Origin of the sequence: Nocardioides sp., assembly GCF_036401255.1 — a bacterium.
Classification (GTDB): domain Bacteria; phylum Actinomycetota; class Actinomycetes; order Propionibacteriales; family Nocardioidaceae; genus Nocardioides.
Genome location: NZ_DASWVI010000155.1, coordinates 1 through 12,507, shown reverse-complemented (window position 1 = coordinate 12,507; position 12,507 = coordinate 1). Strand labels below are relative to the sequence as shown.

14 protein-coding genes and 1 tRNA gene are annotated in these 12,507 nt (G+C 73.3%); 3 read left to right on the top strand and 12 right to left on the bottom strand.

Annotated features, from left to right (window positions below; all coding sequences use genetic code 11):
* From VGD85_RS07330 to VGD85_RS07320, 3 genes are all read left to right on the top strand, one after another.
* A partial coding sequence (locus VGD85_RS07330) for an FtsX-like permease family protein (protein WP_331062792.1) occupies positions 1 to 874 on the top strand: 874 nt, incomplete at its 5' end.
* Positions 875 to 888: 14 nt separating this feature from the next.
* Positions 889 to 2,130: a sensor histidine kinase gene (locus tag VGD85_RS07325; RefSeq protein WP_331062791.1), complete on the top strand. Its 1,242-nt coding sequence runs from the start codon at positions 889 to 891 to the stop codon at positions 2,128 to 2,130.
* A gap of 8 nt (positions 2,131 to 2,138) precedes the next feature.
* A complete protein-coding gene (locus tag VGD85_RS07320; protein ID WP_331062793.1) occupies positions 2,139 to 2,789 on the top strand; it encodes a response regulator transcription factor in 651 nt (216 codons plus the stop codon).
* Positions 2,790 to 3,116: 327 nt separating this feature from the next.
* Here VGD85_RS07320 and VGD85_RS07315 read toward each other — a convergent pair whose 3' ends face one another.
* The 12 genes from VGD85_RS07315 to eno form a co-directional block, all read right to left on the bottom strand.
* Positions 3,117 to 3,992: a Bax inhibitor-1/YccA family protein gene (locus tag VGD85_RS07315; protein WP_331062790.1), complete on the bottom strand. Its 876-nt coding sequence runs from the start codon at positions 3,990 to 3,992 to the stop codon at positions 3,117 to 3,119.
* Between the two features lie 119 nt (positions 3,993 to 4,111).
* On the bottom strand, positions 4,112 to 5,560 hold the full coding sequence (locus tag VGD85_RS07310; protein ID WP_331062789.1) for a glycoside hydrolase family 5 protein: 1,449 nt from the start codon (positions 5,558 to 5,560) through the stop codon (positions 4,112 to 4,114).
* Positions 5,561 to 5,596: 36 nt separating this feature from the next.
* Complete coding sequence (locus tag VGD85_RS07305) at positions 5,597 to 6,862, bottom strand: sensor histidine kinase (protein WP_331062788.1); 1,266 nt, start codon at positions 6,860 to 6,862, stop codon at positions 5,597 to 5,599.
* 116 nt (positions 6,863 to 6,978) lie between these two features.
* A tRNA-Leu gene (locus VGD85_RS07300) sits at positions 6,979 to 7,052 on the bottom strand.
* Positions 7,053 to 7,062: 10 nt separating this feature from the next.
* Positions 7,063 to 7,734, bottom strand: coding sequence for a uracil-DNA glycosylase (locus VGD85_RS07295; RefSeq protein ID WP_331062787.1), 672 nt, complete (start codon positions 7,732 to 7,734; stop codon positions 7,063 to 7,065).
* Between the two features lie 136 nt (positions 7,735 to 7,870).
* Positions 7,871 to 8,137, bottom strand: coding sequence for a hypothetical protein (locus VGD85_RS07290; RefSeq protein WP_331062786.1), 267 nt, complete (start codon positions 8,135 to 8,137; stop codon positions 7,871 to 7,873).
* 33 nt (positions 8,138 to 8,170) lie between these two features.
* On the bottom strand, positions 8,171 to 8,431 hold the full coding sequence (locus VGD85_RS07285; protein WP_331062785.1) for a DUF3618 domain-containing protein: 261 nt from the start codon (positions 8,429 to 8,431) through the stop codon (positions 8,171 to 8,173).
* Entirely contained in the window at positions 8,428 to 8,829 is a 402-nt protein-coding gene (locus VGD85_RS07280; protein WP_331062784.1) for a phage holin family protein, read from the bottom strand. The genes VGD85_RS07285 and VGD85_RS07280 overlap by 4 nt, the downstream gene beginning before the upstream one ends.
* Before the next feature lie 53 nt (positions 8,830 to 8,882).
* Entirely contained in the window at positions 8,883 to 9,818 is a 936-nt protein-coding gene (locus VGD85_RS07275; RefSeq protein ID WP_331062783.1) for an exopolyphosphatase, read from the bottom strand.
* Positions 9,811 to 10,308: a DUF501 domain-containing protein gene (locus VGD85_RS07270; RefSeq protein ID WP_331062782.1), complete on the bottom strand. Its 498-nt coding sequence runs from the start codon at positions 10,306 to 10,308 to the stop codon at positions 9,811 to 9,813. The genes VGD85_RS07275 and VGD85_RS07270 overlap by 8 nt, the downstream gene beginning before the upstream one ends.
* A gap of 64 nt (positions 10,309 to 10,372) precedes the next feature.
* Complete coding sequence (locus tag VGD85_RS07265; protein ID WP_331062781.1) at positions 10,373 to 10,792, bottom strand: septum formation initiator family protein; 420 nt, start codon at positions 10,790 to 10,792, stop codon at positions 10,373 to 10,375.
* Between the two features lie 222 nt (positions 10,793 to 11,014).
* Positions 11,015 to 12,295 carry a phosphopyruvate hydratase gene (gene eno, locus VGD85_RS07260; RefSeq protein WP_331062780.1) on the bottom strand — a complete coding sequence of 427 codons (1,281 nt, stop codon included), beginning with the start codon at positions 12,293 to 12,295 and terminating at the stop codon, positions 11,015 to 11,017.
* Positions 12,296 to 12,507: the final 212 nt, after the last annotated feature.

Sequence of the window (12,507 nt, the reverse complement as noted above, 5' to 3'; positions counted from 1 at the left end):
GGCAGCCCTGGTCGTGCTGGTCAGCCTGCTCGGCGCCGGCTTCGCCGCCCGCCGCGCGACCCGCGGCCCGGCCAGCATCACCCCCAGCGAGGGCCGGCCGGGGACCGGGCGGCTGCAGTGGTGGCGGATCGCCGCCGCGGTCGTGCTGTTCGGCTACAGCGCCTCGATGGCGGTCGTCACGATCACGGTCACGGCGCACGACGACGACCCCTACAGCGCGATGGCGACGTCCGGGCAGCTCGGCATCCTGGTCGCGGTCGGCCTGGGCTGCCTGTCCCCCTGGCTGCTGCGCGTCCTGTCGGCTCCCGCCCGGCCGGTGCTGGGCCACGGGGCGCCGGCGTACCTGGCGTCGTACAACTCGCGGCGCCGCGCCCGGCTCCTCAGCGGCGTGCTGGCGCCCGTCATCGTGCTCACGGCCTCGGGGATCAGCGTGTTCATGATCGTCGGCACCGACGACCGCACCCGCCCGGCGGGGTTCGAGGAGGACGCCCGCACGATCAACCTGCTCAACAACGTGGTGGTGGGGATGATGGTGGTCTTCGCGGCGGTCGTCGTGGTCAACACGTTCGCCGCCGTCGTGGCCCACCGCCGCGCGGAGCTGCACCAGCTGTGGCTGCTGGGCGCCACCCCCGGTCAGGTCGAGGCGTCGGTGCTGGCCGAGGCCCGCGGCGTGGCCGCGATCGGGGTCGTGCTCGGTGCGCTGGCCTCGCTGGCCGCCGTGATCCCGTTCGGCGTCGCCCGCCACGAGGGCATCGTGCCCGACGGGCAGCTGTGGCTGCCGCCCCTGGTCATGGCGGCCGCCGTGGCCCTGACCCTGCTGGCGGCTCGGTCCGCGGTCCGGCGCGCACACGTGCCGGCCGGGGCCATCCGGTGACAGACTGGTCCGCCATGCTGCTGCGCAGGATCGGGTCGCTCCGGCCCACGCCGGTCGACGGGGACGCCCTCGTCGACCGGCTGCGGCTGACCGTGGTCTCGGCCGCCTACGCCCTCCTGGGGGCGCCGGCCCTGGCGCTGGGCATCCTCACGCTCCTGTGCATCCCGCTCGGACTGGTCGCGGCCGGGTTCGTGCTCGCGCTCGGCGTCGTCCCGGCGACCGCGGCGCTCACCGCGGTCCACCGCCGGGTCAGCGGCGCCCTGCTGGGCGAGCAGGTCACCGCGTCGTACGCCGACACCACGGGCACCAACGTCGTCACCCGGCCGGTGCGGTGGCTCACCGACAAGGCCCGCTGGCGCGACGTCGGGTTCTTGTGGTTCTCGGCCACGGGCGGGTTCGTGATGTCGGTGCTGCCAGTGGGGCTGTTGACCGCGCCCATCACCCATCTCGGCGGCGCCGTGTTCGACGGCGGCTTCTGGTGGTGGATGCTCGTCCTGCTCGACGGCCCGCTGCTCCTGGTGTGGTGGTTGGTGACGCCGGGGCTGGTCCGCGGCCGCGCGGTCGCGGAGCGCAACATCCTCGGCCACTCCCGGGTCCAGCGGCTCGAGCGCCGCGTCGCCGAGGTGGCCGCGTCGCGCACCGAGACCCTCGACCACTCCGCCGCCGAGGTGCGCCGAATCGAACGCGACCTGCACGACGGCGCCCAGGCCCGGATCGCGGCGGTCGGCATGAACGTCGGACTCGCGGAGAAGCTGCTCGAGTCCGACCCGGCGGCCGCCGCCGAGCTGCTGCGCGAGGCCCGCGAGACCACGGTCTCCGCCCTGGAGGACCTCCGCTCGGTGGTCCGGGGCATCCACCCGCCCGCGCTGGCCGACCGGGGCCTGGCCGGCGGCATCGAGGCGCTGGCGCTGCCCATCCCGCTCCCGGTCACCGTGGCCGTCGACCTGCCGCGGGGCATCCCGGAGCCGGTGGAGTCGGCGGCGTACTTCGCGGTCGCCGAGTGTCTCGCCAACACCGTCAAGCACTCCGGCGCCAGCCGCGCCTGGGTGGTGGGCTCCTACGACGACGGCGTGCTGCACCTCGAGGTCGGTGACGACGGCCGGGGCGGCGCCGACGCCCACGTCGACGACCAGCGCGGCGGGTTGGCGGGCATCGCTCGCCGGCTCGCGGCCTTCGACGGCACGATGGAGGTCGCCAGCCCGCCGGGCGGGCCGACGATCGTGACCCTGGAGGTGCCGTGCCGGACGAGCCAGTAGGCGCAGGCCTGCGGGCGGTGGTCGCCGAGGACCAGGCGCTGCTGCGGGTCGGACTGACCCGCATCCTCGAGGCCAGCGGCATGGTCGTGGTGGCCGCGGTCGACAACGCGCCGTCCCTGACCCGCGCGCTGGCCTCCCCGGACGTGGACGTGGCGGTGGTCGACGTACGCATGCCGCCCTCGCACACCACCGAGGGCCTGGTCGCCGCCGTCGCGGCGCGGCGGGCCCGGCCGGGCTTCCCGGTGCTGGTGCTCAGCCAGTACGTCGAGCCCCTGTACGCGCGCGAGCTGCTCGCCAGCGGCGAGGGCGCGGTCGGCTACCTGCTCAAGGACCGGGTCGCGGACGTGGACGGCTTCGTGGCCGCGGTCCGCCAGGTCGCCTCCGGCGGCACGGTCCTCGACCCGGAGGTGGTCGCGGGCCTGGTCAGCGGTGCCGGCCGCGAGCAGCCGCTGGAGCGGCTCACCCCGCGCGAGCGCGAGGTGCTGACCCTGATGGCCGAGGGTCGCTCGAACGCCGCGATCGCCGCGCGCCTGTTCGTCAGCGAGAAGGCCGTCGGCAAGCACACCAACGCGATCTTCACCAAGCTGGACCTGCCGCCAGCGCCCGACGACAACCGCCGGGTGCTGGCCGTGCTGGCGTGGCTGGACGGCCAGGGCTGAGTCGCCGCAGAGGCTCCGAGAGAGCGGCCGAGGCCGAGCCCCACCCGTCCCCCTGGCACCACTTGGCAGCCGAAACCCGCACGACACGCCGATCTCCCACGGCGTGTCGTGCGGGTTTCACCGGCCGACCGGGGAAACCCGCACGACACGCCAAAGGGCCCCGGGAACGCCCCAGGGCCCTCCGTCGCACGAAACCCCCACGCGGGAGGTCCCGATACGCCGTACCGTCACGGTCTCGATACGCCCGTCGCGACCTCCTTCGTCGGTCGCGGGGCTACTCGACCTGGCTGCTGTGTCCTGATCCTCGCAAGCTCGGATCAGGGCAGCTCAGTTGTCGCTGAAGATCGCCAGCAGGCGCAGCAGGTTGGTGTAGATCCAGACCAGGCTGACGGTCATCGCGAAGGCCGCGCGCCACGACTCCCGCTCGGGGAGCCGGTTGGCGATGCCCTGCTCGACGAAGTCGAAGTCGAGGACCAGCATGAACACACCGAGTGCGAGGCCGGCGATGGCGGTCAGCATGCCGAGCGTGCCGAAGCCGAAGAGGCCGATGTCGGCGTTGAACATGCTCAGCACGAGCTCCATGAGGCTCAGGCCGATCATGCCGAACACGGCGGCCATCACGAACATGCGGAACTTGTTGCCGACCTTGATGTCGAAGACCTTGTACGCCGCGAGCGTGCCCGCGAACGCGGCGAACGTGCCGATCACGGCGCCGGAGACCACACCGTCACCGAACTGCACGTCGAAGATCTTGCTCAGGCCACCGAGCGCGACGCCCTCGAGCACCGCGAACGCCATCACGAGCGCCGGGCTGATCACCCGCTTGAACGAGTTGACCATCGAGAGCGCGAACGCGCCGAGCGAGCCGAGCGTGACGGCGGCCACCAGGCTGCCGCTCACCTCGCCGTTCTCGATGTCGGGCGTCATCACCCAGGTGGCGAGCGCGGCGACGATCACGAGGCCCAGCGAGACGGCCGTCTTCTGCACCACGGAGTCGATCGTCATCGGACCGTGGTCGACGGCGGGGCTCGTGCCCGGCTGGCCGGGCGTACCGGTGCCCCAGGTCGCGGGGTCGGTGTAGCCGGTCTGTCCGTAGCCCTGGTACGCCGAGCCGTTGCCGGCGTACGTCTGGTTGCCGTAGGCGTTGGAGCCGGAGGCGTGGAACTCCTCCGACCGGCGGAACACAGGGTTGTTGCTCTGCATGGTCTCTCCTCGAGGCCGTGGGTGGCGTCGCTCTGACGGGTCACCTGAACGAGCCCAGTCTAGGCAGGCTCACCGGGTTGAACGCTGCCGCGGCCCGAAAGGTTCCCGGCCGGCGGGGGTCAGGCGCGGGCGATCCGGACCGTGACGACGTCGGCGCCCGGGCGGGCCGCGACCAGCAGCTGCCGCTGCGTCCGGGACACCACGCGCCCCTGGTCGACGCGCACCCGCCAGCCGTCGGGGTAGTGCAGCGGGCTGACGAAGATGCGCGTCGGCGCGGTGATCGCCGGGTCGGGCCGGTAGCGGAACCGGAACGCGCCGTCGGCCGGGTCGAACGACATCGCCAGCGGCGTGCCCGCGGTGGCCTGCGCGTAGGTGCGCACGAGCACCCGCGCCTTGGCGCGCTTGACCGAGCGGAGGTCGGCGTCGTCACGGAACAGGCCCTGCGCGGTGTCCGCGGTCGTCGGGTCGTCCCAGCGCTTGTAGGCCCAGTGCGTCCAGCCCATCAGCCGCTCGTCGGCGGCCGCCGCGTCGATCTCGATCGCCCGGACGTTGTCGGTGGCACCCCACTCGGACATGAGGGGTACGGCGCGCATGGTCCGCGCCTGATCGAGCGCGTGCTCCTGCCGGCCGCGGGCGAAGTCCCAGCAGTTCTCGACGTCGCCGCCCGGGACGCCCTGCGACTCGAGGAACACGTCGGGACAGTAGTTGTGCCACGAGAACCCCAGCTGCCGCTCGCCGGCGACCGCGGTGAAGAACGTGTCGAGCGGCTGGCCCCCGGCGAACTGCTGCGGCTCCCACCACACGACGTTCTCGGGGTCGACCTCGCGGATCGCGGCGAGGCCGCGCTCCATCGCAGGCTGCAGCTCGGCCGCGTAGGAGTCCGCGCAGCCGGTGGCGAGGCAGGTCGGCCACTCCAGGCCCATCCACGGCTCGTTGAGCAGGTCGTAGCCCATCAGGTACGCCTGGCCGCGCCAGGCCCGGGCCGCGATCCGCCACGTGTCTGCCCAGTCGTCGAGCAGCCCGTCGGCGCCCGCCCAGAAGTTGTCGAAGACCGTGGACACCTCGGGCGTCCAGTAGCCGGTCGGGAACGGCGCGACCACCGGTGGCGCCGCCGACCACGGCGCGGGCCGGTGCACGGCCCAGTCCGGGACGCCCTCCCCGCCGTACGTCTCGTGCCACTGGTCCTGGTGCATGTCGAGCTGCATCCAGAGCCTGCGCCGGGCCAGCAGGTCGAGCACGCGCTGCACCCGGATGAGGTACGCCGGGTCCGCCTCGCCCGGCGCGTCCGGGGTGAGTCCGGCCCACAGGGCCCCGACCCGCGCGCCGTTGAAGCCGTGGCGGGCCAGCCACCTCGCGTCGCGGGCGGTGAAGCCCGCGGCGGCCGCGGGCGGCGCGTAGGGCTCGCGCTTGTAGACGAGGTTGAACCCGTGCACGATCACGACCCGGCCCTGCGGGTCGACCAGCCAGCGGCCCTCCCGTCGCAGCTGCGGCGGGTCGGCGCTCGCGAACGGCGCGGTCGTGAGGACGAGGACCGCGGCGAGGAGCACCGCGAGGAGGAGTCTGCGCACGCCCCACCAACGACGGACGGCGTGGGAGGTGCCGGTTCAGCCGGCGACGGCGAGCGGCAGGTGCACCGCGAACGTGGTGCCGCCGCCCGGGATGCTGGTGACATCCACCGAGCCGTCCATCAGCTCGACGAGCTGCTTGGTGATCGCCAGCCCGAGGCCGGTGCCGCCGTACTTCCTGGTGATCGAGGGGTCGGCCTGCCGGAAGGTCTCGAAGACCCGCTCGGTGTCGTCGGTCGTCATCCCGATGCCGGAGTCGGCGACCAGCAGCCGCAGGTCGACCTGGCGGCCGTCGGTCGGCTCGGCACGCGCGGAGACCCGGACGAACCCGTCCTCGGTGAACTTCACCGCGTTGTCGAGCAGGTTGGAGAGCACCTGGGCGATCCGGTCGGCGTCGCCGTGCAGGCGTTTGGGCAGGCCCTCGTCGACCAGGCAGCCGAACGTCAGCCCCTTGTCCGCGGCGGCCTCCCGCGCGGGCGCGACCACGTCCTCGATCAGCGTGCGCGGGTCGAAGTCGGTGCGGTCCACGGTGGCCAGTCCGGCCTCGACCCGGGAGAAGTCGAGGACGTCGTCGACGAGCCGGAGCAGTCGCGCGCCGGAGCGGCCCATGATGTCGGTGAGTCGCTCCTGCTGGGTGTCCAGGCCGCTGTCGGCGAGCAGCTCGCACGCCGCGAGCACACTGGTCAGCGGGGTGCGGATCTCGTGGCTCATGTTCGCCAGGAACACCGACTTGGCCTGGTTGGCCTGCTCGGCGGCCCGGGTGGCGCTCTCGAGGTCGCGCTGGAGGCGGTTGCGCGCCGTGATGTCCTCCGCGATGCCGTAGACGCCGACCACCTCGCCGCCCACGACGATCGGCACGGCGGTGACCGTCACGTCGACGACGCGTCCGTCCCGGTGCCGGACCCCGACCTCGAGGACCTGGGGCTCGCGCTGCAGCACCTTGAGGAAGGCCACCGAGGCGGGCTCGAGGTCCTCGGCCACGAGCACCTCGGGGAACGTCATCTCCTGCAGCTCCGCCACGGTGTGCCCGGCCAACCGCTCCGAGGCCGGGTTGGCGGCCTCGAACCGGCCGTCCAGCGTGAGCGAGAACACCGCGTGGGGGTGGTAGTCGAACAGCGATCGGTAGCGCTCACCGGTCTCGGCGAGGGCCCGCTCCGCGGCCACCAACGCATCGGCCTCGTGCGTGGTCGCCCGGCGGCGCTGCCACGCATAGGTGGCGAACCCGAGGACCGCGGCACAGCCGAGCGTCGTCAGCTCCTCGGCAACGCGCGCGGCCGCCCGGCGTCGCCTGGACCGATCCGTCATGCCGCCTCGCACGCCCCGAGACCGGTCCCGAGCCCGCCATCCTTCATGGCAGTGACCGTACCCGGGTCTGCGCCCGCGCGCTCAAGGTCCTGCCGGATGCGTGTCGGCCGGTGCGGTGCCCCCGCTGGGACTCGAACCCAGACTGCGCCGCTTTTAAGGCGGCTTCCTCTGCCGGTTGGGATACGGGGGCGTCGAGGCGACTAGTCCCCGATCCTCCCAAGGACGGCCGCGCGGCGCAGGACGTCGTCCAGCATCGGCTCGGTGAGTCGGCCGGTGAACGTGTTCTGCTGGCTGGGGTGGTAGCAGCCCAGGAGCGTCACCTCACGGTCGGGGCCGACCAGGTGCGCCTCGACACCGTGCCCGAAGCGGGGCCGCGGGCGCGCCGCCTCCCAGCCGAGCCCGGCGAACGAGCGGATCGTCGCGTCCCAGCCGAAGCCGCCCAGCGCGACGACGACCTCGACGGTGTCGAGGACGAGAGCGAGCTCGGCGTGCAGCCACGGCGCACAGGTGTCGCGCTCGGTGACGCTGGGCTTGTTCTGCGGCGGCGCGCAGCGGACCGTCGCGATCATCCGGGTGCCGATGAGCTCGAGCCCGTCGGCCGCGTGGACGCTGGTGCCCTGGGTGGCCAGCCCGACGCGGTGCAGGCTCGCGAACAGCCAGTCCCCGCTGCGGTCACCGGTGAAGATCCGGCCCGTGCGGTTGGCGCCGTTGGCGGCCGGCGCGAGGCCGACGATCAGCACGCTCGGATCGGTCGCGCCCCAGCCCGGGACCGGCCGGCCCCAGTAGGGCTCGGTGGCGAACGACGCGCGCTTGGCCAGCGCCACGTCCTCGCGCCAGCGGACCAGCCGCGGGCAGGCCCGGCAGACCGACACCCGAGCGTCCAGTTCGGCCAGATCGACCGACCGGGCGAGCCGGCGTACGCCCGCCGCCGTCGTGGCGACCGGCGTCTGCGCGCCGCCGGGGTCACCCGGCCATCCTCCCGCACCCGCGCCCGTGTCCCGGGTGGGCTCAGGGTGCGGGCTGGACCGAGCTCTCCCGGCGTACCTTGTCGGCCGCGGTGGAGGCGGCGTCGGAGACCTTCTCCTTCGCGACGTCGGCGGCCGTGGCCGCCTGCTGGGCGACGGTCTCCTGGGCCCGGCCCGCGGCCGCCTGGACCTTGGGGTTGTGGGCGACCCGGTTGGCGCCGGCCTTGATCTGCTCGTAGCGCTCGCGGCCCGCGCGGGAGCCGAGGACGTAGCCGAGGGCGACGCCGGCGAGCAGGGTGAGCTTCTTCATGGGTCCTCCTGGGGTGCGGGGGTGGGTGTCGGCTCAGCGCCGGCGGCGCCAGGCCACGAGGCCGACGACGAGGGCGAGCGCCGCCACGGCGGCCACGGTGAGGTCGGGGCGCGGCTTGCCGGTCGCGGTCGTCGCGCGGTCCTTGATGTCGGCCTTGAGCTCGGCCGCCTTGTGCTGGGTGCGCGCCTTGACGTCGACCTTCGCCTGGAGCTGGTTCACGGTGGCCGCGAGCTCCTCGCGCTGGCGCTCGATGTCGGACTCGAGCTGCTGCGGGGTGGTGCCGTTGGTGCTCACGGGTGCTCCCCCTTCAGTGCGGAGACGTCCTGCTTGACGTTCGCGATCGTGACCTCGGGCGTCGGCGGGGTCGCCTGCTGGATCTCGCTGCGGCCGCCCAGCGCGGCGCCGAGCGCCCCGAGCAGGAGCACGCCGGCGACGATCAGGCAGGCCGCCCACAGCGGCAGCACCAGGTCGAGGGCGACGACCGCGGTGGTGATCAGGGTCGCCGTCCCGAAGAACGCCAGCAGCCCGGCCAGGCTGAACATGCCGATGCCGAGCCCGGCCCGTCTGCCCTTCTCGGTGAGCTCGGCCTGCGCGAGGCGCAGCTCGCTGCGCACCAGCTCCGGGATCTGCTCGGACAGCCGGTGCACGAGCGCGCCGATCGGCTCGTCGGTCGTCGTCCGTGGATCGCTCATGGTGGCCCGGTGCCCACCACCGGGGGTCGGGAAACACTCCCCGCCCGGGCGTCTCAGCGGCCGATGGACCAGGCGATCCCGTCGAGGATGTCGGACTCGGAGACCACCAGGGTCTCGACGCGGGCGCGGCGCAGGACGGCCGAGAGGATCAGCGCACCGGCGTCGATGACGTCGGCGCGCCCCGGGTGCATGAAGCCGAGCGTCCGCCGCTCGTCGTGGGTCATCGCGACGAGCCGGTCGACCGCCGCGTGCACGTCGGCCACGGCGAGCACCGACTGGTCGAGCACCTCGCGGTCGTACGCCGGCAGGTCCAGCACCGCGGCCGCCACCGTGGTGACCGTGCCGGCCACGCCGACGACGCTCGCCGCGGCGGCCACGTCCACCGGGCAGGCGTCGAGGTGGGCGTCCACGTCCGCGAGGCAGGCCGCGACCTGGTCGGGCGTCGGGGGGTCGCTGGCGAGGTGCCGCTCGTGCAGCCGCACCGAGCCGATGTCCATCGAGTGCGCCTGCTCGGGGTCCGACCTGCCGAGGATCAGCTCGGTGGAGCCGCCGCCGATGTCGACGACCAGCACCGGGGCGGGCGCCGGGACCCGGAGGTTGCGCACGGCGCCGCCGAACGCGAGGGCCGCCTCCTCCGCGCCGGTGACGACCTCGGGCTCGACCCCGAGCCGCGCGCGCACGCCGGACACGAACGCCTCGGCGTTGGCGGCGTCCCGGGTCGCGGACGTCGCGACGAACCGCACCCGCTCGGGTGGCACGTCGTGGGCGCGGACCAGCTCGGCGTACTCGTCGATCGCGGCGAACGACCGCTCCAGCGCCTCGTCGGCGATCCGGCCGGTGCGATCGAGGTCCTGGCCGAGCCGGACGATCCGCATCTCGCGGACGGCGACGTCGGGAAGCGCGCCGATCAGGAGCTTGATCGTGTTCGTGCCGCAGTCGATCGCGGCGACCGGGTTTCGAGACGGTTGCAGCGCAACCTCCTCAACCACCGGAGGTCACCTCCACACAGGGCCCGGCCTCCCACCACGGTCCGAGCAGGTCGAGCACCTCGTCGCCCAGCGGGTTCACGCCCCGGCCCTGAGCGAGCGCCTGGCCGGCGAGCACGTGCAGGCACTTGACCCGGTCGGGCATCCCGCCGGCCGAGATGCCCTCGATCTCCGGCACCGCGCCCAGGGCGGCCCGCGCCTCGAGGTAGCGCTCGTGGGCCAGGCGGTACGCCGCGGCCAGCTCGGGGTCCTCGGCGAGCCGGTCCTGCATCTGCTTCATCAGGCCGGAGCCCTCGAGCGTGCCGATCCGCGACGCCGCGCGGGGGCAGGTCAGGTAGAACGTCGTCGGGAACGGCGTGCCGTTGGGCAGCCGCGGCTCGGTGGTGACGACGTCGGGGTTGCCGCACGGGCAGCGGTGGCCGACCTCGTGGATGGCCCGGGGCTCCCGGCCCAGCTGGGCCTCGACGGCGGCGACGTCCTGTGGGTCGATCACGCGGCCATTGTTCCAGCAGGTGGTTTCGAGGCTCGCTTCGCTCGCACCTCAACCACCGGGTCGGTCAGTCGGTGCCGTTGATCTTCGTCGAGGGCTCGGGATCCGGGGCGGGCGGGTTGCCGGCCAGCCGCACCGACTCCCAGGCGTCGGACCACCAGGCCTTCGGGGCCTTGGGCGCGACCGTCGAGGGGTCGGTGAGGGAGGTGTCGCTCTCCAGCGGGTCGCCGTGCTCGTCGAGCACGACGTACGTCGTCTCGCCGGGCATCACGAAGTTGAGCTCGCGGGCCTGCTGGCGGACGTACGCCGGGTCCTCCCAGCGCCGCTTCTCCCGCTCCAGGTCGTCGATGTTGGCCTGGCGCAGCGCGATCTGGCTCTTCAGGTCGCCGATCTGGTCACGCTGCTGCAGGTAGGCGCGCAACGAGGAGGCGTAGGAGACCGTCAGCACCGCGAGCACCAGCACGAGGATCGCGGCGCGGCCGGTCAACCGGGGCCGGCGCCGGGTCGGCCGCGAAGCCGACGACGCGGCGGACGCGGCCGACGCGGCCGACGAGGCGGGCGACGGGTGGCCCGGAGACGCCGACGCCGCCGGCGCGGTCCGGCCCGGGCGGGCGACGGTCGAGACCTTGCGTGGTCCCGACCGCCCCCGGGGGCGCGGCGCGCGCGGCGGCGTACGACGACTCTCGGACGGCATACGTCCTAGGTTCGCTCAGCCGGCGTACCGGGGGAACGCCGACGCGCCGGAGTAGCGCGCGGCATCTCCGAGCTCGTCCTCGATCCGGAGCAGCTGGTTGTACTTCGCGACCCGCTCGGACCGCGCCGGGGCGCCGGTCTTGATCTGGCCGCAGTTCGTCGCGACGGCGAGGTCCGCGATCGTGGTGTCCTCGGTCTCGCCGGAGCGGTGGCTCATCATGCACCGGTAGCCGTTGCGGTGCGCCAGGTCGACGGAGTCGAGGGTCTCGGTCAGCGAGCCGATCTGGTTGACCTTGACGAGGACGGCGTTCGCCGCGCCCTCGGCGATGCCGCGGCCGATCCGGGTCGGGTTGGTGACGAACAGGTCGTCACCGACGATCTGCACCTTGCCGCCGATCTGGGCGGTGAGCGCGGTCCAGCCGGCCCAGTCCTCCTCGTCGAGCGGGTCCTCGATGGAGACGATCGGGTACGTCTCGGCGAGCTTGGCGTAGTAGTTGATCATCTCGTCGGTCGACTTCGGCGAGCCCTCGAAGACGTACGCGCCGTCCTTGTGGAACTCGGTCGCCGCGACGTCCATGGCCAGCACGATGTCGGTGCCCAGGCTGAAGCCGGCGGCCTGCACGGCCTCGGCGATCAGGTCCAGCGCGGCCGCGTTGGTCGGCAGGCTCGGCGCGAAGCCGCCCTCGTCGCCCAGGCCGGTCGCCAGGCCCTTCTTCTTCAGCACGGACTTGAGCGCGTGGTAGACCTCGGCCCCCGAGCGCAGCGCCTCGCGGAACGACGGCGCCCCGATCGGGGCGATCATGAATTCCTGCACGTCGACGTTCGAGTCGGCGTGCGCGCCACCGTTGAGGATGTTCATCATCGGCACGGGCAGCACGTGCGCGTTCGGTCCGCCGACGTAGCGGAACAGCGGCAGCTCGGCGGAGAGCGCGGCGGCCTTGGCGACGGCGAGCGAGACGCCGAGGATGGCGTTGGCGCCCAGCTCGGACTTGTCGGCGGTGCCGTCGATGTCGAGCATCTTCTCGTCGATCAGGCGCTGCTCGCTGGCCTCGTAGCCGAGCAGCTCATCGGCGATCTTGTCCTCGACGTTGCTGACCGCCTTCTCGACGCCCTTGCCGAGGTACCGGCCCTTGTCGCCGTCGCGCAGCTCGATCGCCTCGAACGCACCGGTGGAGGCGCCGGACGGCACCGCGGCGCGCCCGACTGTGCCGTCGTCCAGGCCCACCTCGACCTCGACGGTGGGGTTGCCCCGCGAGTCCAGGATCTCGCGTGCGCCTACCTGCTCGATGACCGCCACTTGCGCTCCCTGTTTCTCCTGCGTCTCGTCTCGCGACGAGCCTACTTGGGCCAGGTGACCGGCTGGGGCTCGACACCGTCAGATCACAGTGGGGCCGCCACGCCTGTCTACTGAATCGTGCCAGACGCCCTACGTGCTGCCTACCCGCGCTTCAGCCGACCTCGGTCAGGGTCCTCGCACCGCGCCGCGCGACCTCGGGCAGGTGCCGCACC

What these genes read in the sequence shown, in the direction of transcription:
- VGD85_RS07315 (WP_331062790.1), bottom strand. Translation starts at nt 3,992, where the DNA reads ATGCAGAGCAACAACCCTGTGTTCCGCCGGTCGGAGGAGTTCCACGCC.
- VGD85_RS07305 (WP_331062788.1), bottom strand. Translation starts at nt 6,862, where the DNA reads ATGACGGATCGGTCCAGGCGACGCCGGGCGGCCGCGCGCGTTGCCGAG.
- VGD85_RS07290 (WP_331062786.1), bottom strand. Translation starts at nt 8,137, where the DNA reads ATGAAGAAGCTCACCCTGCTCGCCGGCGTCGCCCTCGGCTACGTCCTC.
- VGD85_RS07325 (WP_331062791.1), top strand. Translation starts at nt 889, where the DNA reads ATGCTGCTGCGCAGGATCGGGTCGCTCCGGCCCACGCCGGTCGACGGG.
- VGD85_RS07280 (WP_331062784.1), bottom strand. Translation starts at nt 8,829, where the DNA reads ATGAGCGATCCACGGACGACGACCGACGAGCCGATCGGCGCGCTCGTG.